The following is a 23,568-nucleotide window of genomic DNA, read 5'->3' as shown; positions in this document are numbered from 1 at the left end:
ACCGTCAAAAGGCCCAGGGTTTAGACGACTTCGATGAGATAATAAACATTGATTTCTTGAAAGTGCCATCCCTTAAAACTACGATCATTCATCCCTGTTTCAACGGCATTCCTATTATCACGATTACATACTAACAGTGACATAGGATAAAAATAACGTTAAATGATTAATAATAATGCAAAGTTTGGTTATGTTTTTATATATAATGTACAAACTTATTAAACAAAATTTTTTAAATGCCGGAATCTATTATTATTGATTAATTAAGATGTTTTACTATTGTTAATATTACTGTGGATAAAGCAACATTTAAGACATTATTTAGACTATTCAGGATACAAATAGAGACGATCATTCATTGTTTTGTTGTATAGTTTATTTGTTTTTTGTTTTATTAAGTTAAAGTAAAATATATCCACTTACATTTTTTTATAAATGTTAAATAAAAAAGATAAATCCTGGAATGTAATCAGTTTCATCCTTAACTCTTAGCCAGTTATTCAACTGATTCATAATTCCTTAAGCATCTTCATAATAGTTCTTTTATTTAAAAACGCAAGTGACATCCCTAATAAAATATAAAATAAATAAATAGATTCATCTGTTGAAAATACAATACCATTAATTCGTTAGTGAGCAAGTATTTTTACTTGTCAGCTAATTACTTTTTGAAATAAAAAAAGATAAGTCCTGGGCAACTGAGCCCGTGAGACTTATCTAAATACCTTAGCCAGTTATTCAACTGATTCATAATTCCTTAAGTATCTTTATAGTAGTCCATTTATTTATAAAATGCAAGTAAATCTAAGTCTAATTTAAATTAATTATTTAAATTAGATATATCAAGCATACCCTCCAAAAATGAATCATTATATATTTTTAATTAGAGCATAAAAAAGATAGATTCTGGGAACTTAATCCCGTGAAATCTATCTAAACATCTTAGCCAGTTATTCAACTGATTCAGGAATCGGTCCTAAGCATCTTTATAATAGTTCTTTTCTTAGATAATGCAAGGACATTCGTAAATTAATTTATTTTTTCATCTCAACTAATTATTATCAACGAACTGTTGAATCTGTGCAACTACTTTTTTAAGATCATCACTACTAGCGGCATAACTAAAACGAAGATAACCTTCTCCACCAGGTCCAAAGATTACCCCCGGCATGACACCAACTTTAGCTTCTTTAGCTAGCCGTAATGCAAATGCGACACTATCATGGCCATATTTAGCAGGGATCTATTGAACATTAAAACGATGTAAAAAGCCCCTGTTGGTTCAGGACTTAAAAAACCGGCTTTCGTTAAACCATCCCGTAACAAAGCTCTATCGTTTAAGATAATTTCATTGGTTCAGCATCATCTTCACCATGTAAGAATGCCTCACTAGCCGCATATTCTGCATTATTAGTTGCATGAGTCGTGATTAAAGTATGATTGACCGCATTAATTTTTTTGATCAATGGAAACCCAACTGTTGAAGCAGATGTTATCTTAACTGATTCTCCAGCCAGTCATTGCGAACGTTTTTGAAGCTCCATTTAAAAGAATCGTTTGTTCTGGCAGGATCTTAGCGATTGAAAAATGAGGTTCATCGTAAAGGCTGTTCACTATAGTCTCATCACTGATCAATGATGATATTATGTTGTTTAATCACATTGGCTAGCGCTGTTAACTGGTCTTTAGTATAGGTATTGCCGACTGGATTGTTAGGTAATTAATGATCACTGCTTTGGCTTTAGGATGGTCTTTTAAGGCCTGTATATCGCTCTGGGGTCAAAATGAAGTCATCTTTTGCGGTATTGATAAAGATCGGTGGTCACCACCGCAAAAATTGATATTAGCCGCATAGAGTGGATATGTTGGGGTAGGAACGATGACTTCATCTCCGGGGTTCAATAAGAGTGACGTAAAAACATCATGGATTCCTTCTGCTACCCCTACCGTTGTAATGATCTGATCATGCTGGATCATAATCAAGGTCATATTTATCGTGAAGAAATTTAGCAGCGTTGAAGTAATGGTTCATACCCAGCGAAGATCAGTATAATGACTTTGGTCATCATTGATTGCTAAGGATGGCAGCTGATTTAATGTGTTCTGGCGTCGGAAAATGCTGGTTCCCCATAAGTAAGTGATGATCAGTCCTGGAATATTGCGATCATGCATATTAAAATCAACGATTTGATTTGATTGCATCGTTTGCACTTTTTGATTCAAATGTTGTAATTGTTGTTTTAGATCCATCAATGATTCCCTCCTTCTGCAAGGCCCTTTTTAAATGTTTCCACAATTAGGCATCCCCATCGTTAAATTCAATCTAACAGCTAAACTATTCGTTAGAACCATCATCTCAAAAGGATGCCGCCTAGAGAAAGCCTCACTAAACATTTCAATAAATGCATAATTAGCTTGAACTTATTTAGCTTGGTCTCCGCGAATTTGCTGCAATTTTGTCTGCCAAGTGAACTAATCCAATTGCGAACTTATGATTATGTGCAATATAGCCATGCTTAAGGCCTAAGCGATAAATATAGCCATTAATGTATTCAACTTCGGTTGGTCGGTCAGTTACCAGATCTTGGTACATTGAAGGATAATGTTCTGGATTAACGTCATGGGCAGTATGATAGATTACTTGCCATTTTCTTCACGCGTATTCAATAGTTCGATCCCAGCTCGTTCACAAACATCGAACGCTTCATTAATCAGGTCGATATCTCATCGATTTAGCTGAAGGCGCTTCGATGAATTCACCATAGGCACCTAAAGCTGGAAACTAGTGGAAAGACTGTTCAAGACGGAATTGAAGATGACTTTAAGGTGTCAATAACGTTCCCATGAAATTAGTATGGATACTAGCGTTCAATCCTGCTTCAGTAAATTCTTTAGCAATTTCTTTAGTCGTAGCATCAACTTTTTCGGTTTGATTAGCTAGATTACAGGAACCAGTCCCTTTTTTCGCTACATAATCAACATCCCCAGGTTTAGTGCCAAGATACTACCGATCAAAAACGGTGATTTAGATCACATGTTGTTTAGGGAAATATTGAATCGATCTTTTCAAGCTATGACCCATCCCATTCATTAAAGTGACCGCATATTGGTCATCATTGAAGAAATGAGCACAACGTTTAAGCATTTCTGACAGACCGATTGTTTGGTAAATGGGATCACAACATCAGGATGCCCATGATATTCTTCACTGGTAATAAATATTGTCGATCGTTAATAAATGACGTCCTTGGCCTCGTGCGTGAAACGTAAACACCATGTTGTTTCCTGATCGTTTCAACTTGAGGTTCCCAAGTATCGATAAAGTCAACTTGATACCCTACTTCTTGTAATAATGTTCCAAAATGAAGGCCCATGCCCCCAGCACCTAAAATTGCGTATTTCATCGTTCAACATCCTTTCTTGGTCAACGTTATTTAAAAATATGATCACAACTAAGTTGATCGTATAAGTATTGATAACACACTGAATATATTCCTGATTACCTTAATTTCGTAAAAAACTAACGCTCCCCGCTTCTAAATTAATAGAAACGGGGTAACCGTGGTACCATTCTAATTCAGATACAGTTCAAGCTGCATCCCTCACTAACTGTCTAACAACGCGTGCACTAGTAATGAAGTGCCAAGCCATCATTGCCTCATTGACAATGCCAAATCACAACCCATCTTCATTCGTCCGCTTCGATCGTCTCACAGCCAGTGACGATTTTCTGGACCCACAGAACGAATTACTCTGCTGCTCATTTTGTTTAATTACGAAATTAATTAATATATATTCTAGGCCAAAAGAAAATAAAGTCAATTATTTTAATAAAAAGCCTTTAATTAAATTTGGTAGTGTTCTTAATTATTAATATTGTAAATTTTGATAGCTGACAAGTAAAATTACTTGTCAGTCGTTGCTTTTTAAAATAAAAAAAGATAAGTCCTGGGCAACTGAGCCCGTGAGACTTATCTAAACATCTTAGCCAATTATTTAACTGATTCATAATTCCTTAAGCATCTTCATAATAAATCATTTTTAACTTTGTTGCAAGTTTTTAGTTAATTTGTTTTGTTATTTTTGTTTATTTAAAGTTAAAGTAAAATATAATTAATTACAATTATATAATTATAAATCAAAAATTATCGCCTTTATTATTCCAGTCCTGAAGATTCCAATCTACGGTGCTCTTCCAAATGAAACATGAACGTTAAATTTTTACATTGATGTTTTTTTATTGAATCTAATTTGATTAATAATTACGATGGAACTAGACCGCTACTTATGACAATCCCTTAAGTGTATGATGTAACGAGTCAATCTGATAATAGGTATTGCCATCATTTGTCTTAGCAATTCTTTGCACTCTAAATCGTGCGCCTTGCTGCTGCTAAGGATAACATCAACTTGCATTGCTGTTATCGGTGGCACCGTTCAATGCACTAGGTTTATTAAACACGCGTGCTTTACCATTCAAAACGTGGTTATAGTTATGATCATTGATCATCTTTATATTAGTGATCTTAACTTTAATAAAAGCATTCGTAACGATTGGAGCAGCTTTGATCCCATCAGCACGAATCCATCCCCAAACACTGTGATGTTGAGAAACCACTACTTATAAGGGTTCATTTAAAGTGACATCATTCCTTTGTGCCACTTGATAAGTCATGAACACTGAGCTCCTTTGATTGGTCAACTTATTCACATCAGCTCCATGGTGCGAAATCAATTTGGCATTCGCTAACCCACTAGGCCGGTGAAAGATCCATCGCATCCCAGTCAAACTCTTGTTATAGGTTTGATTAGCAAGTTTATGTTGAGCTACGATCTTTAAATTGTTATTAGATCGAACAATATTATTGGCACCACTATTAGAACTGTTAGTTTTCTTACTAGTCGTAATAGTAATTTTAGTATTAGCACTAGCAGGTAATACTCCCCCTACTATAAAAAATAATAAGACACTTACCAATAGACATATTTTAGTAATTTTCTTTCCCATAATTAAGACTCCATCCATATATAAAAATAGCTTTATTGGACTTATCGTATATCCTTTCATCTGACCTACCCACATAGTCAGAACTGATCATGGGACTCAAAATATTTTTCCTACCAGTTAGTAACATGCTTTATAATAACAATTTTTACTTCTAAGGTACAAACGTTTTAAAAGTGTCACCCATCAATAACATCGATTTACAAATTTTAATCTCATTTTTTGATGTTCGAATTAGTTACTAGACCTATTATTCATGGCTATGAACAATTTTTGAGCGAACAGCTTTTTTCATCAAATAACTTTTAAAAAAAGTGACAAACCATTCTTTTTATCCCATTCGTAATAGCAACACTTTTTATCCGTATGCATCCCGATACTTTTTTAGTTGCAAATCATAACTTTTAACAATAAAAAAGCTTACTGGAATTCACCAATAAGCTTTTTGCTTTCGTCCAATTACGAAATGAAATTTTTACTCTTGAACGATTTTAATTTTTAATTATTTTCCAGGAACATAGTCCTTGTCGATGATCAAAATTGGTTTAATAACAGAGCCATCGTTAGAAGCTTTATCGGCTTCATTAATGTCTTTAAAATCAAAAGTCTTTTCCAACGTATCAAATGGGAAGTTCCCTGCTTGCCAGAATTCGATCAATTTCTTGATCGTAATTTGAGGAACTGCATTACCCATTAAGACCCCATCAATATGTTTTTGACTAGCTTCAAGATCAGTCCATGGGTTAACGGTCATACTATGTTGAGTAACTGCTAATGGCGCAAAATGACCACCAGGAGCTAAGGCGGCTGTCACACATTCTTCTTGTAACTTAGTCAAACCAGTCGTATCAACAACATAATCTGCACCTAAGCCATCAGTAAGATCTTGAACCGCTTTGATCCAATCGGTCTTCGCATTATTGATCACATCGGTTGCTCCTAACTTCTTAGCAACTTCCAACCGGGCATCATGGTGGTTAACACCAATTATCTTAGAACAACCCATGATCTTAGCAGCCATTAAAGCACCGAGACCAACAGCTCCAGTTCCCATGATAACGATCGAAGAACCAGGAGCTGGTTTCAAAGCGTTGAAGATAGTTCCAGCACCGGTAACAAAACCACAACCTAAAGGTCCTACCTTACGAAGATCGATATCCTTAGGAACCTTGATAATATTACGGTCGTTAACGATCGTTTCAGTCGTAAAACTAGATTGATCAAAGAAATTCGAAATAGGTGAACCATCTTTGGCAAAGAAAGCATGTTTACCGTTTGCACGAACTCCACAAGCATTCAATTTACCCCAGTTCACACAACTAGCTGGAAAACCAGCAAGACAGTTCTTACAAGTTCCATCATAAGCATAACTTAGAACAACATGATCACCGGCTTCGATACCCTTGACATCGTTACCAACTTTTTCAACGATCCCAGCCCCTTCATGTCCAGCAATTGCAGGATAAGGGAAGGTCCCAGTTTGTCCATCAACATCTCCGTTCCGGACAGTTTCATCAGTATGACAGATCCCAGAAGCGACCATGTGAACGAGCACTTCATTGCTATCTAATTCATCATCTAAATCTACTTTTTCTAACTTAAAGGCGGCGTTACGTTCATCAACGACGGCTGCGGTAATTTCTTTCTTCATTCTATTCCACTCCTTTTCACGATCATCGGGAGACTATCAAAACTTAGTTTCTCGAACTACCCTTAATATATTCTTTTCCCATTTAAAAGCAATCATTTAGTCTAAAAAGATGCTTTATTTTCCATAAAGCTAGTGCTAACTTAAATTATTTAGTTTTGATTAGGAACTAGTTAATTTGAGCCGTGGTAAATATAATTTGTCAGGTCCTGCTAGATCATGTTTTCGTTTTAAGTACCCCTGCGCTTCTAAACGATCCATGATCTGGACACACTGAACTACAGATACTTCCAACTGATGACTAAGTTCTTCCATTGGGTATGTAATGAAAGCTTCTTCCGGATGCATATATCGATAAGCTAAGCGCATCCGTTCCTCCAAACACCCCAACACATAAGCCGCTCGAATATCCCCATGTTCCATAATGTATTTTAAATCCATCCTGCTCCACCTCTTTTAATAGCACATAGGATTAAATACGTAGAAAAGAACATAAGTTGATGTGAAATGTTTTTTTATTATTTATTTTTTTATTTTTAAGTTAAAGTAAAATATTATAAATATACATGTAAAATGACACAAAAAAAGCATCCCTTTTCAGGAATGCCTACTTAGGCGGTATGTGGGAATCGAACCCACGCGTGCTGGATCCACAAACCAGTGTGTTAACCCCTTCACCAATACCGCCATATCATTATTAACAAGATATTATTGTAGCTTATTTTAAGAGTCCCGTCAAATCTATGAATATACTAAAGGTCAAATTATCATGCTCATTAATAATGATAAAATTATTTTATATTGACTAATAATATGAAAAATAGTCTAATTTTCTGCTAAAAATCGCTCTATTCATCTCTAAATTCATATTAAAGTAAATAATACTATTAAGATAATTATTCCTTGTTGAGGGAATTTTATTAACATTTTAATTAGTTTTATTTTTATATAAGTTAAAGTAAATAAGTATTATATTCATTTTATAATACTATCTATATAGAACACAAAAAAAGACATCCCCTTTTGGAGATGTCTTTTTTAATTAATCAGAAGTGATTAAAGTAATGATTTAACGCACTTCTTATTACTGGTAATGTAACGTCCATCGCTAAGATAGAAACGAGTAATGGTACCTTGTCTTACCGTCTTAACGATCTTGAACTTACGTCCCTTAGCAACCCATTTACCTTTATCGCTAAAGTCTTTGGTTGAATGGATTTGGATTCCACCACGTTTAGTAACTTTGACTAATCTAACTTTATCAGCCTTTTCGTAGTAAACATCGTGAAGATGTACATTAGCGAGAATGTACTTACCATTTGCTAATTTGTAGAACGTCTTACCATTCTTTGTGATCTTGCCAACAACTCTGAATACCTTGGCATCAGCAAGTTTTTCAGCCTTGTAATAAGCACCCTTAGCACTCTTAAGATCAGGTTGACTGTAAAGTTGAACCCCACGAGTACTGTAAAGATGTTTAGTTACAGGAACTAACTTGTCTGCAGCAGAGCTTGCGTTCGATGAAGCAGAACTAGCATTACTACCGTTAGAAGCACTACTGTTACCACCATTCGAAGCGCTAGAAGCACTTGAACTAGCATGACTACTGTTGGATGATGCAGCACTGGAGCCATTGGAACTAGAGTTACTACCGTTAGAAGCAGAACTTGAACCGTTATTAGAACCAGAGTTACCACCATTTGAAGTAGAGCCAGAACCATTGGATCCTGAGTTACCACCATTGGAAGCAGAACCGGAACCATTGGATCCTGAGTTACCACCATTGGAGGCAGAACCGGAACCATTGGAACTAGAACTGGATGGAGTAGCTGAGCTTCCGTTCGATGAAGCAGAACTGGAATTAGAACTGCTGGATGATGCGGAACTAGCGTGACTACTGTTGGATGATGCAGAACTAGAACTGGAGCTACTGGATGATGCGGAACTAGCATGACTACTGTTAGATGAAGCGGAGCTAGAACTGGAACTGCTGGATGATGCAGAGCTAGAACTACTGGATGATGCGGAGCTCTTTGCGGATGCACTTGAAGCAGAAGATGCAATTGATTTAGCAGTTGATTCTGCAGTAGCTGCACTAGATGCAATTGAAGCTTCAGATTTAGCAGCAGATGATGCTACTGAAATAGCAATATTAGCAGCTGAAACATCCTTGATTTGAGCAGCGTATGAAGCAGCAACATTATTTTCAGATTCTAGTTGAGCTATTTCACCCTTAGCTTGATATGACTTAGCAAGTGATTGAGCAGATTGCATAGCACTTTGAGCACTTGCATTAGAAACTGCTTGTGCCTTTACAGAATTACCTTCTCTATCAGCAGCAGATGCGTACTTAGATGCTGCAATTGAAGCAGCACTAAACTTAGCAGCTTCTGAACTAGCAGCAGCACTAGCACTAGCAATGATCGAATCATAGTTAGTAGCGGAACTAGCAGCGGATGCACTGGATGAAGTTGCACCGAATGTCCGAACAGCACCGAAGCCTTGAGTTGCGGAAACTGTTTGAGCATCGTTGTCATCACCCATTCTGTCGAAATCATCCCCATCAGTAACAGTAACATTGTTAATACCAGCAAATAATGAAGCAATGATACTATTTGCATCGGCACTAACTTGAGCAGCGTGGTCATTTCCAGAACTAACGATTGAATTAGTATTGGCCATGATGGAGTTAGCAACACTAACGTTGTTTGAAGCAACGGAAGCGGCACTAGCAACAATGCTCATTGGAACATCGATACCAGCAGCAGCATCGGAAACTGCCTTAGCAGCATCAGAAGCCTTAACTGTTTCACCATTCGTAGCACTAGCAGCACTAGCAGCCATGGAAGTGAACATGTTAACATTTGCAGAGTCACCTTCAACACTGGCAGCTAATCTAGCAGCATTGTTATCACCGCTTTGATAAGCATTAACAGCATCTTTGGCAGCATCATTAGCAGCTGTAACAGCTGATTGAGCACTGTTGTTATTAGCAACAGTACTTGCAACCAAGTTCAATGCGCTAGCATAAGCTTGGCTAGCAACGACCGTAGCGGAACTAGCAGCAGTCGTCAAGTTGTTGATCCGAGCGTTAGCACTATCAGCAGCAGCTTTAGCACTAGCAACCACAACGTTTTGTTGACTATTAGCAGCAAAACCACTCAACAAGTTGATGTTAGCTTGAGCTTGACCAGCAGTGGTGATCATACTTTGATAACCAGCACTAGCTTGGTTAGCGTAACTACCAGCAAGACTAGCAGAAGCACTAGCAGCACTAACACTTAATGAACCAGCAGCAGCCTTACTGTCAGCAGCGCTCTTAACGTTGTTAACAGCAGCAACTTCAGAGTTGATCTCGTTAACGATTTGATCAGCCTTGACCTTGTCAGTAGCAGTTCTGGTATTCAACTTAACAGCACTTGTAGCTAATGAGTTGACGTTAGAACCACCAGAATGACTACCATCAGTAGCAACACTAGCAACAGCGGAGTTAACAGCTGTTTGTGATTCAGCAGCACTTAAAGCATTCATAGCGTAACTAGCTTGCTTCAAGTAAGCATCCCCTAAGACGTTGTTACCAAATGCGTAAGCCATGGAAGCTTGAGCAGCATTCTTATCAACTAAGGAAGCAGCTTGACTTGCCAAAGCAGCATTGATAGCAGCATCATTAGCAGCTTGATCAGCCCGACTAGCATTGGAACTAGTCTTTTGAGCTTCTTGACTAGCTTGGTTAGCTAATGCGGAAGCGCTATTAGCAGCGTTAGAAGCATTAGAAGCAAGACTAGCTAAGGAAGCATTACCAGGGAACAAGTTGGCATCGCTTTGAACTGCGGCAGCACTTTGTTGTGCTTGAGCAGCTTCACTAGCCATTTGACTAGCAACGACACTGGCCATCTTAGCGTAGCTATCAGCAGCATCGGCGTTCATGCGAGCACCAGAAGCATTTGCACTAGCAGATGCGTTCATTGCAGCAGCACTAGCAATTGGAGTATTGGCAGCACTACTACCGGCATTAGCAGAAGCAGAAGTTAAGCTATCAGCACTAACGAGGTCAGCCACAGCCTTGGAAGCAGCAATTGAAGCATTGGCTTCATCACTGTTTGCAGAGGCAGCAGCAAGACTAGCAGTCTTAACAGCGGAAGTCATAGTAGACATTGCGCTGCGTGAGTTGAGCTTGTAAGCACTAGTTACAACACTAGCAGCACTGTTCAACAATGAATCGTAAGTTTCAGTTAATGAAACGTTACCTTCAGCACGAGCTGATTGTTCAGCACTAGCATACTTGGAAGCATCATCAGCAGCAGAACTACCGATCAAGTAATTTTGAACAGCCGCACTAGCAGCAACACTACCAACTAAGGAAGCACCGTTAGCCCGAGCAGATTCTTGTTCAGCTAATTGATCAGCAGCACTAGCTAAGCTGACTTGTTGTTCAGCATCACTAGCAAGTCCAGCGATAACAGCATTATCACTTTCGTTGACTGCAGCAGCCTTAGCAGCTTGACTAGCAGCACTCATTGCTAAGCTGACGTAACTTCTAGAAGCACTAGCAGCTTCGCTAGTAGCAATGGAGTAACTGTTAAGATCATTAGACATGCTGTTGACACTATCGATGATAGCACTATCAGCACTATTAGCACTGGATGCGGCAGATGAAGCACTAGCAGCGGATGAAGCACCACTGGTTTGAGCCTTAGCAGCTTGGCTAATTGCCTTGCTTGCGCTGTTAGCAGCGGAAGCAGCGGAACTAGCAATGCTCTTATCACTTTGAGCAGCACTATTAGCAGATTCAGCAGCAGAACGATCAGCACTAGCAGTACTACTATCGGCACTAGCCTTACTATCAGCGGAACTAGCAATTGCAGCAGCGGATGAAGCACCAGAAGCATCTCCATGAGCAGCAGCAGAACTAGCAGCCTTAGCAGCGGAACTGGCAATGCTTGCAGCATTAGAAGCATCACTAGCAGCAGAGTTAGCATCACTAGCAGCAGAACTAGCAGTTGAAGCAGCAGAACTAGCATCTGAGTTAGCACTATCGGCATCAGAAGCAGCGGAACTGATTACATCAGCAGCACTACTGATGACGCTGTTAGCAGGGTTGTTAGAAGCCATGCTTGCAGCACTGGAACTCATTGAATCGGTCTTAGAAGCAATGGAGTTCGTTGCAGATGATGCGGAACCAGCAGAACTAGCAGCTCTGGATGCAGCGGAAGCATCTGATTTAGCACCAGAAGCATCACTAGCAGCCTTAGAAGCATCACTAGCAGCGGAGTTAGCAGCATTGCTTGCACCACTTGTAGCGGAACTAGCATCGCTAGCGGCCTTAGAAGCGGCGGAACTAGCAGCGTTAGAAGCACTGGATGCTTCACTAGCAGCAGAACTTGCATCACTAGCAGCCTTAGAGGCAGCAGAGCTTTCACTCGATGCCTTAGAAGCAGCACTCGATGCAGCAGAAGCAGCACTCGATGCAGCGGAACTTGCACTCGATGCGATCGAAGCGGCACTGGATGCAGCGGAACTGTCACCACTTTGGGCAGCAGAACTAGCGGCAGAAGCAGCACTCGATGCTTGACTAGCAGCGGAGCTGGCAGCACTGGATGCGGAACTGGCATCACTAGCAGCGCTTGAAGCAGCGGAGGCAGCACTTGAAGCATCGCTGTTATCACTAGCAGCCTTGCTTGCAGCACTGGATGCCTTCGAAGCAGCGGAACTGGCTTGACTAGCAGCAGAACTGGCGGCACTGTTACCAGAAGCAGCAGAGGCAGCAGAACTGGCTTGACTAGCAGCAGAACTTGCTCCAGAAGCAGCAGAACTGGCATTGCTTGCGGCACTGGATGCAGCACTGGAGTTGCTTGAAGCACCAGAAGCAGCGGAGCTGGCACCACTATTTGCAGAACTAGCAGCGGAACTGTTGGAACTTGCGGAACTAGCATCACTAGCAGCAGAACTTGCTGACTTAGCAGCGGAACTGGCTTGACTAGCATCACTAGCAGCACTTGAAGCAGTTGAACTTGCACTAGATGCAATTGAAGCAGCCTTAGAAGCATCACTAGCAGCAGAACTAGCATCGCTAGCATGTGAACTAGCAGCACTGGCAGCACTGGATGCAGCACTAGCAGCGGAACTAGCTTCACTAGCGTGCTTGCTTGCATCACTAGCGGCACTAGATGCAGCAGAACTGTTACCACTTTGAGCAGCAGAACTTGCGGCACTAGAATCACTGGATGCTTGACTTGCGGCGGAACTAGCTTGACTAGCAGCAGAGCTGGCAGCACTGGATTCACTAGATGCTTGACTAGCATCTGAACTAGCAGCACTAGAATCACTAGATGCTTGACTAGCAGCAGATGAAGCAGTTGAAGCAGCGCTGGATGCCTTCGAAGCAGCAGAACTGGCAGCACTGTTACCAGAAGCACCAGAAGCAGCCTTGGAAGCATCACTAGCAGCGGAACTTGCTCCAGAAGCAGCAGAACTGGCAGCACTCGATGCACTTGAAGTTGCACTCGATGCTGAGTTAGCACTCGATGCAGCCTTAGAAGCACCACTGTTATTAGAAGCAGCACTGGATGCAGCAGAACTTGCGGATGAAGCATCGCTAGATGCCTTTGAAGCATTGCTTGCAGCGGAACTAGCTTGAGCAGCAGAACTTACGTCAGCACTAACTTGACTATCTAAGCTCTTAGCCTTGGCTTGATCAGCGATTGCAGCCTTAGCAGCACTTTGAGCAGTTGAAGTTGCACTATCAGCAGTCGTCTTAGCATCACTAGCAGCATTGATAACGGCGTTAGCAGCATTAGCGTAACTAGTTGCTTGACTGATGAAGTTAGCAGCAGAGCCCATGTTACCAGCACTCATTGCGGAGTTAGCTTGACTGATAAAGATCGAAGCATTGTTAGCATTGGAACTAGCAACGACGGAAGCACTATCAGCAACACTAGCAGCAGAACTAGCAACGATGTAAGCGGAACTGGCAGCAGCGTTTTGAGCATCGGCATCGTTCTTAACAGAGTTCATAGCAGATGAAGCACTGTTCAAATCACTAGCAGCACTTGAGATCGTAGCATTGCTTGGATTACCAGCAACGATACTGCTCATCGTAGTACTTTGTGAAGTAACATCGGCAGAGTAACTAGTTACTGCCGTGTCAGCACTGGATGCTTGGCTAGCAGCAATACTTGCCTTCGTAGCATCGTCATTTGCAGCGGATGCAAACTTAGATGTTTGAGCAGAAGCATTTGATGCTTCGGAACTAGCAGCACTAGCAGCACTTGAAGCAGCACTGTTACCACCATTAGCGGCACTGGATGCAGCAGCAGATGCACTAGCTTCATAACTAGCAGCAGCACTTTCATCAGCGATGGCCTTAGAAGCAGCGATCGAAGCAACTGTAGTAGCAGAAGCAGCGATTACTGATTGAGCATTCGCATTAGCTTCGTAACTCTTCAATGAAGCAGCGGAAGCAACCGCTTGATCATTAAGAGCACTACCTAATGTTTCGTTACCAGCATTGTAAGCGCTAGCGGCTTGACTAGCTAAGCTAGTAACATTGACTGCTCCGGCAGAAGCAGCAGCATTATCACTATCAGCCTTAACAGCTGCGGCACTGGCAGCAGTTGCGGCATTAGATGCTTTAGCAGCTTGACTTTGTGCATCAGCGTTGTAACTAGCAACGGCTGAAGCAGCAGAACTAGCAGCAGAGTTAGCACTGTTTACGGCACTGTTTTGAGTATTAGCAGCAGCGTAACTTGAAGCAATGGCAGCTTGACTAGTTGCTAAACTATTGTAACCAGCAGTTACACTAGCAGCGGAACTAGCTTCAGCAGCGTAGCTTTCAGCTAAGGAAGCATTAGCATCAACTGAGCCTGCAATTGCGGAAGTTGCAGATGCAGTGGAGTTAGCATCACTAGCAGCGGAACTAGTATTGCTTGCACCGGACTTACCGGCACTAGCAGCACTGGATGCAGCGGAGTTAGCGGAACTAGCATCACTAGCAGCAGAACTGGCAGTTGAGTTATCAGATGAAGCTCTGGATGCAGCACTGGATGCCTTACTTGCAGCACTGGATGCAGCAGATGAAGCACTAGATGCAGCGGAGCTATCAGCAGATGCCTTACTTGCAGCACTAGATGCCTTAGATGCATCAGAACTAGCAGCGGAACTGTTACCACTTTGAGCAGCGGAACTAGCAGCACTGGAAGCACTGGATGCTTCACTAGCAGCAGAACTTGCATCACTAGCAGCGGAACTAGCCTTGCTTGCAGCGGAACTGGCTTCACTAGATGCGGAACTTGCTTCGCTAGAAGCGGAACTTGCATCACTAGCAGCAGAACTGGCCTTGCTTGCAGCACTGGATGCCTTAGAAGCAGCAGAACTAGCAGCGGAGTTACCAGAAGCACCAGAAGCAGTTGATGAAGCTTGACTAGCAGCAGAGCTGGCCTTGCTTGCAGCACTGGATGCAGCACTGGAATCAGAACTAGCAGCGGAACTTGCGGAACTAGCATCAGAACTAGCAGAACTTGCACCAGAAGCAGCAGATGAAGCACCAGAGTTAGCGGAGCTTGCGGATGAAGCAGCGCTTGATGCATCAGATGCATGACTAGCAGCACCACTAGCAATGGATGCCTTCGTTACATCAGCCTTAGCTTGGCTATCAAGAGCGGAAGCCTTAGCTTGATCAGCGATCGCAGCACTAGCAGCAGCCTTAGCACTGGCAGTCATACTGTCAGCATCGGACTTAGCAGATGCAGCAGCACTGATGACTGCGTGAGCAGCATTAGCATAACTAGTAGCGGCATTAGCAAATGAGGTAGCAGCGGAAGTGTTACCAGCACTAGCAGCGGAGTCAGCTTGACTAGCAACGAAGCTGGCCATGTTGGCAGCGGAACTAGCAACTGTTGCAGCACTAGCAGTTGCACTAGCATCGTTCTTAGCAGCAGCAGCGGCGGAACTAGCAATTGCGTTTTGACTATCAGCATCACTCTTAACGCTGTTCATAGCACTTTGAGCACTGTTCAAGTCAGCAGCAGCACTAGCAATTGCGGAGTTGCTTGGGTTACCAGAAACGAAGCTGGCCATGTTAGCACTTTGAGCATTAACATCGTTGGAGTAACTAGTTACGGCATTGTCAGCACTAGATGCTTCGGAAGCATAACTTTGAGCAGCAGAAGCATCAGCTTGAGCAGCGGAGTTGAATGCAGAAGCACTAGCAGAATCACTGGCAGCAGAACTGGCAGCACTATTAGCGGAACTAGCAGCACTACTATTAGCACCAGAAGCAGCCTTAGAAGCAGCATTGGAAGCAGAGTTCAAGGAAGCAGAAGCAACCTTGGCAGTGTTTTCATCAGCAACCGCTTGACTAGCAGCGGAAACAGCGATCTTAGTTAAGCTAGATGTTGCGGTAGTTGCACTAGCAGCAACCGTAGCATTTTGACTAGCGATAGATGCGTAAGATTCGATTTGGGCAGTTTGAGCAGTAGCACTAGCAAGGTTACCGTTGTTGTAGTTAGCAGCAGCTTGACTAGCTATAAAGTTAGCCATGTTGTTGGCACTTTGAGCAGCGGAGTTAGCAGCACTGATCACAGCAACTTGTGAGTTAACGGCACTATCAGCACTGATGGCGATACTCTTTTGATCTTGAGCATCACTATTAGCACTATTGATGATGGCCATTTGACTGTTAGCATCAGAAGCGGTACTTGCAAGACTAGCATTGGAAGGATCAACCGTAACTAAGCTATTGATCTTAGCAGCAGTATTACTACCAGCACTCGTGTCAGCACTAACAACGGAAGCAGCAGAGATGGCAACTGAAGTTGCACTATCAGCGACACTCTTATTAGCACTAGCAAGGTTAACATCGTTAGAGGTTGCACTAGCAGCGGAACTAGCAGCACTGGATGCTGAATTAGCAGAACTAGCACCACTCTTACCACCGTTAGCAGCGGAACTGGCAGCACTTGAAGCACTAGCAGTTACACTAGCTTGAAGTGCGATGGTTTGAACATCCTTAGCAGCTTGAGCAGCAGCGGAACTAGCAATATCAGTTTGTGATTGAATTGCAGTGGAGTTAGCAACCATGGAGGCAGCGTTAACACTAGCAACGATCACAGCTGACTTAGCTGCAGCAGCGTAACTAGAAGCAGATGTGACATCCCCTGCTAAGTAAGCAGAGTTTGCAGATGCATCATTAGCACTAACGGCATCAGAAGCACTTGAAACGGCAGCACTTAAGGCAGCAGTTGAAGCGTTGATGCTGTTAGCAAGACTAGCAGCGTTAGTTGCGATAGCAGATTGACTATTAGCATCACTATCAGCAGATGTGATAGCAGCAATAGCAGAACTAGCAGCAGCAGCGTAACTAGCTAATGAAGCATTAGCGGAGTTTGCAGATGCAAGTGAAGCAACACTGTCGTTAGCCTTTTCAGCAGAAGCAGTATCACTATTTGCAACTACGGCGTAAGATCTAGCTTCACTAGCGTAACTATTAGCAGCAGATGCATTAGCATTAGCACCAGATGCAGCACTGTTAGTAACTGTTTCAGCGGAGTTAGCAGATGAAGCATTGCTAGAAGCAGCGGAACTGTTACCACTAGCTTGACTAGCAGCACTAGAAGCGTTGGAAGCATCGGATTTAACATCGATAGACAAACTACCAGCAGCCTTTTCATCGGCAACGGCTTGAGATGCAGCCGACTTAGCAGTTGAAGTTGCAGCGTCAGCGACACTCAATTGAACAGTGGCATCACTTTCGTAGCCCTTCAATGCATTAGCTGAAGCAGTAGCTTGACCAGCATAGATATCACCATTAGCGGTGTTACCAGCATTGTAGTAGCTTACGGCAACGCTAGCTAAGCTATTGATATTGATAACGGCATTAGAAGTATTGGCATTATCATTATCAGCCTTGTTAGCAGCAGCGGAAGCAACACTAGCAGCACTAGCAGCAATTGATGATTGACTTTGTGCATCAGCATTGTAACTGGCAACGGCTGAAGCAGCAGAACTAGCAGCAGAGTTGGCACTGTTTACTAGGCTGTTTTGCGTATTAGCAGCGGCGAAGCTAGAAGCAATCGCAGCTTCACTAACCGCAGCACTGTTATAACCAGAAGTTACACTAGCAGCGGAACTAGCGATCACAGCATAGCTTTGGGCGGCAGTAGCATCAGCATCGACCTTACCGGCAGTTACTGAAGTTGCACTGGCAGTTGAAGCAGCAGATCCTGGAATATTGCTTGCAGAATTAGCACCAGACTTACCAGAGCTAGCAGCACTTGAAGCATCACTAGCAGCAGAACTGGCAGCACTTGCGGCACTGGAAGCAGTTGAGCTATCAGCGGAAGCCTTGGATGCAGCGCTCTTAGCCTTGCTTGCAGCACTTGAAGCATCACTAGCAGCACTAGATGCAGCGGAACTAGCAGAAGCAGCCTTGGATGCATCACTAGCAGCCTTGCTTGCAGCGGAACTAGCGGCAGAACTGTTACCACTTTGAGCAGCAGAACTAGCATCGCTAGCAGCCTTCGAAGCATCACTGGCAGCGGAACTAGCATCACTAGCAGCGGAACTAGCAGCCTTGCTTGCGGAACTAGCGGCACTGGATGCGGAACTAGCATCACTAGCAGCTGTGACTAGCATCGCTAGCAGCGGAACTAGCTTGACTAGCAGCACTGGATGCCTTAGATGCATCACTGGCAGCGGAACTGTTACCAGAAGCATCAGAAGCAGCCTTGCTTGCAGCACTGGCAGCACTGGATGCATTTGAAGCATTGCTAGAAGCACCACTGGCATCACTACCAGCCTTGCTTGCAGCAGAACTAGCATCAGAACTATCAGAACCGGCATTAGAAGAGTTAGAACCAGCAGCGGAACTACCATTAGCGGAGTTCGAAGCTTGACTGGCAGCACTGGATGCCTTAGATGCATCACTATCGGCACCACTAGCAGCATTAGCGGAGTTAACAGCAACACTGATATCAGTATCTAATGACTTAGCAGCAGCTTGATCAGCAATTGCCTTACTTGCAGCAACTGAAGCATTGTCAGTTGCACTCTTAGCAGTTGCAGCAGCAGAACTAGCATCACTGATAACATTGATAGCTTGACTAGCAGCACTTTCAGCTTGTGAAGTTAATGCAGCAGCATCGGAATTGTGATGTGCATTGATAGCAGCAGCAGCTTGACTTGCATAAGTGTTAGCCATATTAGCAGCAGAACTTGCAACTTGACTGTCCACATTAGCTTGACTAGCAGCAGATTGAGCAACTAAAGCGTTGGCACTAGCAGTACTGTTTTGAACATCAGCATCATTCTTAACACTGGTCATTGCAGAAGTATCACTATTCAATCTAGCAGCGGCACTGGAAATAGCAGCGTTACTTGGGTTGTTAGAAACAATGGCGTCCATAGCCTTACTTTGTTGATCAGCATCAGCAGAGTAACTGTTTACAGCACTATCAGCACTAGATGCTTCGCTAGCATATTTAACAGCGTTAGCAGCATCAGCATTAGCAGCACTTGCGTAGCTGTTAACTTGTGCAGAAGCACTTTGACCAGCCGCACTAGCAGAACTTGCAGCACTGGAACCACCCTTAGCAGCAGAACTGTTAGCAGATGATGCGGAACTTGCAGCACTACTCATAGCAGCAGAAGCAACATTCGCAGTATTTTCATCATCCTTAGCCTTGCTTGCAGCGATACTACCAACAGAAGTTAAGCTTGTTGTAGCATCAGCAGCAATCTTGGCAGCGGAAGCATTAGCAACCGCAACAGATGCAGCACTAGAAGCTTGTGAAGTAAAGTTATCACCAGTTGTGGTTTGACCAGCATTGTAAGCACTAGCAGCTTCACTAGCATATTGGTTAGCAAAGGTATTAGCATTTTGAGCAACACTATTAGCAGAACTTACGATGGCAACTTGAGAATCAACGGCGCTATCAGCACTAGCAGCAATACTCTTTTGAGTTTGCGCATCACTATTAGCACTATTGATAACGATCATTGCACTGGATGCAACTACAGCAGCGGAACTAATATCGGCATTGCTTGGGTTGTCGCTCATGTAACTGTTGATGATAGCAGCTTCACTACTATTAATAATTGCATTGGAACTTACAACGGAAGCAGCGGAAACGGCAGCATAACTTGAAGCAGCAATTTGGTTACCACTAGCAAGACTTACATCAGAAGTAGTTGCACTAGCAGCGGAACCAGCAGCACTAGATGCGGAACTTGCGGACTTGGAGCCCTTAGAGCCATTCGATGCAGCAGAACTAGCAGCACTTGAAGCACTTGAAGTTACGCTAGCATTGATGGATACAGTTTGAGCATCTTCAGAAGCCTTAGTAGCAGCATTGGAAGCAACCGTAGTGTAACTTTGAATTGCACTGGAGTTGTTCTTCATTACTGTAGCAATGGATTCAGCAGCAGCAACTTGGCTAGCAGCAACTGATGAGTAAACATCACCATTAGCAGAATTACCAGCGTTGTATGCGGAGTTAGCTTGACTATCAGCAGTAGCTACAGCAACTGAAGCAGCTGAAATGGCAGCAACTAAGGAAGTATCACCAGAAGCAAGACTTTCAGCAGCACTAGCAGCCTTAGTAGCAATACCAGATTGAACATTAGCATCACTATCAGCAGCAGTTAATGAAGCCATCGCAGAACTAGCAATTGCAGCATAGCTTGCTAAGGAACTATTAGCAGGGTTTTGACTTACTAAGCTCGTCAAACTACTGTATTGACCATTGGCAATTGCAGTATTGCTATTAGCGATCACAGCGTATGATACAGCTTCAGAAGCATAACCAGATGCTAAGGCAGCATTGTTAGCATCAGCAGCAGCAATACTATTAGCAATTGATGAAGCAGAAGTTGCAGCAGAACTGTTGTTACCGGAGTTGTTAGAAGCGGAACTAGCAGCACTGGATGCCTTACTTGCTCCACTAGCAGCAGATGAAGCAGCGGATTCATAAGCAGCAGCAGAACTTTCATCAGCAATTGCTTGAGCAGCAGCCTTAGAAGCAACTACAGTTGCAGCACTAGCAGCACTAGATTGAACAGTTGCATCAGTTTCGTACTTAGCCATTGAAGTAACCGCAGAACTAGCTAAGCTAGTAAAGGTACTTCCACCATTGTTATCACCATTGGAGAATGCCGTGTTGGCTTGACTGATAAAGCCATTAACAACACTAGCACCGGAAGCGGCATTGGCGTTATCTTGATCAGCACTTGAAGCAGCAGCACTAGCAACTTGGTAAGCACTAGCAGCAATGCTTGCTTGGTTAGCAGCATCAGCATTCAAACTACTGATTGCAGCAGCAGCGGAACTGGCAGCAGCATTATCACTATTGATGACACTGTTTTGTGGATATGCAGAAGCAATTGCGGAAGTAACTGCAGCTTGACTAGTAGCATCAGCATTGTAACTAGCCACCTTAACAGCAGCACTGGATGCTTGACTAGCGTACTTGCTTGCGTCCTTAGCACTGGCATCGGCACCAGAAGCAGCGATGCTAGTTGCAGCAGAAATACTATTAGCAGAACTAGAAGCACTGGAGTTACCAGAAGCACCGGAACTTGCCGCACTAGATGCACTAGATGCAGCAGAGTTAGCGGAACTAGCATCACTAGATGCAGAACTAGCAGTTGAGTTAGCACTGGATGCCTTCGAAGCAGCAGATGAAGCATCACTGTTGGCACTCTTAGCATCACTAGCAGCAGATGAAGCATCAGCACTAGCGGACTTAGCGTCACTAGCAGCGGAACTTGCGATCGAAGCGTCCTTAGAAGCAGTTGAACTATCACCACTTTGAGCAGCAGAACTAGCATTAGATGCCGCACTAGATGCGATGCTATTAGCAGAAGCAGCCTTGCTTGCATCAGAAGCAGCCTTACTGTTATCACTAGCAGCCTTAGATGCAGCTGAACTTGCTTGACTAGCAGCACTGGATGCATCAGAAGCAGCAGAACTGGCAGTTGAAGCAGCAGAACTGGCAGCACTAGCAGCAGAACTCATCGTACTGTTACCAGGATGAGCAGAAGCAGCAGAAGCAGCCTTGCTTGCATCACTTGCAGCACTCTTAGCATCGCTAGAAGCACTGGATGCATCACTAGCAGCGGAACTAGCAGTTGATGAAGCTTGGCTAGCAGCTGAACTAGTATCAGCAGAATCACTATCAGTACCAGAGTTAGCACTAGATGCTTCACTAGCAGCACTGGATGCGTTAGAAGCATCACTATCAGCAGCACTAGCAGCGTTAGCGGACTTAATAGCATCATTGATCGAACCATTCAATGCCTTAGCAGCACTGTCATCACTTTGAGCTTGAGCAGCAGCCTTTGATGCTACAATCGTAGCAGATGAAGCACTATCAGCTTGGCTAGCAGCATCACTAATGATAGCTTCAGTAGCACTAGCAGCACTGGCAGCTTGTGAATTGAATGTAGCAGCAGCGTTGTTGTTGTGATCATTATTGATAGCTGAAACAGCTTGACTAGCAAAGATACTTGCCATAGCGGCATTTGAACTAGCAGCAAAGCTGTCCTTAGTAGCTTGACTGGCAGCAGTTGAAGCTACACTAGCAGCAGAACTGGCAATTGTCTTTTGACTGTCAGCGTCGCTAGTAAGACTAGCAATTGAAGCACTGTCACTAGCAATTGCTTTAGAAGCACTATTGATTACGGCATTACTTGCGTTACTGGAGTTAGCACTTTGAATGGAGTTAATAGTTGAAGTTGCTGAATTTGCATTAGCAGAGTAACTATTAACATCACTATCAGCACTGGATGCAACACTAGCATAACTTTCAGCGTTTTGAGCATCAGCATTAGCAGCACTAGCAAATCCAGAAATAGTAGCAGAAGCACTAGATGCAGCAGAACTGGCGGAACTAGCGGACTTAGAACCACCACTATTAGCAGAACTATTAGCACTAGATGCGGCACTAGATGCAGCGTTCATGGAAAGTGCAGCAGCATTAGCAGCACTTTCATCAGAAACCGCCTTGCTTGCAGCAATACTACCATCACTAGTTAAGCTATCAGCATTAGAAGCAGTACTCTTAGCAAGATCAGCATTGGATACAGCAACTGATGCAGCACTGACAGCTTGAGAAGTAAATCCATTATCAGCAACACTGTTTTGACCAGCATTGTAGTAGGAAGCAGCTTGACTAGCGAATTGGTTAGCTAATGAATTAGCAAATGAAGCAGCTTGGTTAGCAGAACTTACAACTGCAACATCACTATCAACCCCTGCCTTAGCACTGGATGCGGTAGCATTTTGAAGTTGTGCATCGGTGTTAGCACTGTTGATGACACTCATTGCACTCGATGCAACCGAAGCGGCACTTCTGATGACAGTATCACTTGGGTTAGCATTGAATTCACTGTTGATTTGAGCAGCAACACTACTATTAGTAGTAACATCACCACTAACAACAGCAGCAGCACTGGATGCAATTGATGCATACTTAGTAGCATCAGCATCATCAGCATTAACCTTAGTTACAACAGATGCAATTGCACTGGATGCAGAATTAGCAGCACTGGATGCAGAACTAGCGGACTTAGAACCACCGGAAGCACTCGATGCAGCAGAGCTGGCACCACTGGCAGCACTCGATGCAGCACTGGCACTGATGTTAATCGTGTTAACATCAGCAGATGCCTTGGCAGCAGCATCACTAGCAATATTAGTGTAACTTTGAATTGCACTAGAGTTAGCAGTTAAGGAAGCAACCGCACTCTTAGCAGCATCGACATCAGAGACAGCAGCCGTTGAGTATTGACTAGCAGCACTTAAGTTTCCAGCTAAGTAAGCGGAGTTAGCATTACTATCAGCTACATTAACGGCATTTGATGCACTATTAACAGCAGATACTAATGCGGAATCAGTAACATTAACTGATTGAGCAGCACT

At 43.0% G+C, this 23,568-nt stretch carries 8 protein-coding genes, 1 tRNA gene and 1 pseudogene; all 10 read right to left on the bottom strand.

The features are described from left to right. Positions 1 to 1,337 precede the first annotated feature (1,337 nt). Positions 1,338 to 1,466, bottom strand: coding sequence for a hypothetical protein (locus AC3B6G_RS08315; RefSeq protein ID WP_489849949.1), 129 nt, complete (start codon positions 1,464 to 1,466; stop codon positions 1,338 to 1,340). Positions 1,467 to 1,779: 313 nt separating this feature from the next. Then, positions 1,780 to 1,977 carry an aminotransferase class I/II-fold pyridoxal phosphate-dependent enzyme gene (locus AC3B6G_RS08310; protein ID WP_489849948.1) on the bottom strand — a complete coding sequence of 66 codons (198 nt, stop codon included), beginning with the start codon at positions 1,975 to 1,977 and terminating at the stop codon, positions 1,780 to 1,782. Positions 1,978 to 2,028: 51 nt separating this feature from the next. Continuing rightward, positions 2,029 to 2,250 (bottom strand): hypothetical protein, encoded by a 222-nt coding sequence (locus tag AC3B6G_RS08305; RefSeq protein WP_489849947.1) that lies wholly within the window; start codon positions 2,248 to 2,250, stop codon positions 2,029 to 2,031. A 175-nt stretch (positions 2,251 to 2,425) separates the two neighbouring features. Next, positions 2,426 to 3,404: pseudogene (locus tag AC3B6G_RS08300) on the bottom strand (ketopantoate reductase family protein). 1,001 nt (positions 3,405 to 4,405) lie between these two features. Then, positions 4,406 to 4,618 (bottom strand): hypothetical protein, encoded by a 213-nt coding sequence (locus AC3B6G_RS08295; protein ID WP_489849946.1) that lies wholly within the window; start codon positions 4,616 to 4,618, stop codon positions 4,406 to 4,408. Positions 4,619 to 4,621: 3 nt separating this feature from the next. Beyond that, positions 4,622 to 5,008: a hypothetical protein gene (locus tag AC3B6G_RS08290; protein ID WP_489849945.1), complete on the bottom strand. Its 387-nt coding sequence runs from the start codon at positions 5,006 to 5,008 to the stop codon at positions 4,622 to 4,624. A gap of 499 nt (positions 5,009 to 5,507) precedes the next feature. Continuing rightward, positions 5,508 to 6,656, bottom strand: coding sequence for an NAD(P)-dependent alcohol dehydrogenase (locus AC3B6G_RS08285; protein ID WP_489849944.1), 1,149 nt, complete (start codon positions 6,654 to 6,656; stop codon positions 5,508 to 5,510). A gap of 159 nt (positions 6,657 to 6,815) precedes the next feature. Further along, positions 6,816 to 7,094: a hypothetical protein gene (locus AC3B6G_RS08280; protein ID WP_489849543.1), complete on the bottom strand. Its 279-nt coding sequence runs from the start codon at positions 7,092 to 7,094 to the stop codon at positions 6,816 to 6,818. Between the two features lie 173 nt (positions 7,095 to 7,267). Further along, positions 7,268 to 7,340 (bottom strand) — tRNA-His (locus AC3B6G_RS08275). Between the two features lie 369 nt (positions 7,341 to 7,709). Continuing rightward, positions 7,710 to 18,572 (bottom strand): DUF5776 domain-containing protein, encoded by a 10,863-nt coding sequence (locus AC3B6G_RS08270; protein ID WP_489849943.1) that lies wholly within the window; start codon positions 18,570 to 18,572, stop codon positions 7,710 to 7,712. Positions 18,573 to 23,568 lie beyond the last annotated feature (4,996 nt).

Source organism: Nicoliella sp. ESL1149, from assembly GCF_058107265.1.
This window is presented reverse-complemented; position numbering and strand designations above follow the sequence as displayed.

Coding starts and splice junctions, on each gene's coding strand:
- AC3B6G_RS08285 (WP_489849944.1), bottom strand. CDS start 6,656: ATGAAGAAAGAAATTACCGCAGCCGTCGTTGATGAACGTAACGCCGCC.
- AC3B6G_RS08290 (WP_489849945.1), bottom strand. CDS start 5,008: ATGGGAAAGAAAATTACTAAAATATGTCTATTGGTAAGTGTCTTATTA.
- AC3B6G_RS08305 (WP_489849947.1), bottom strand. CDS start 2,250: ATGGATCTAAAACAACAATTACAACATTTGAATCAAAAAGTGCAAACG.
- AC3B6G_RS08310 (WP_489849948.1), bottom strand. CDS start 1,977: ATGATCCAGCATGATCAGATCATTACAACGGTAGGGGTAGCAGAAGGA.
- AC3B6G_RS08280 (WP_489849543.1), bottom strand. CDS start 7,094: ATGGATTTAAAATACATTATGGAACATGGGGATATTCGAGCGGCTTAT.
- AC3B6G_RS08270 (WP_489849943.1), bottom strand. CDS start 18,572: ATGCATCTAAGGCATCCAGTGCTGCCAGTCAAGCTTCGAACTCCGCTA.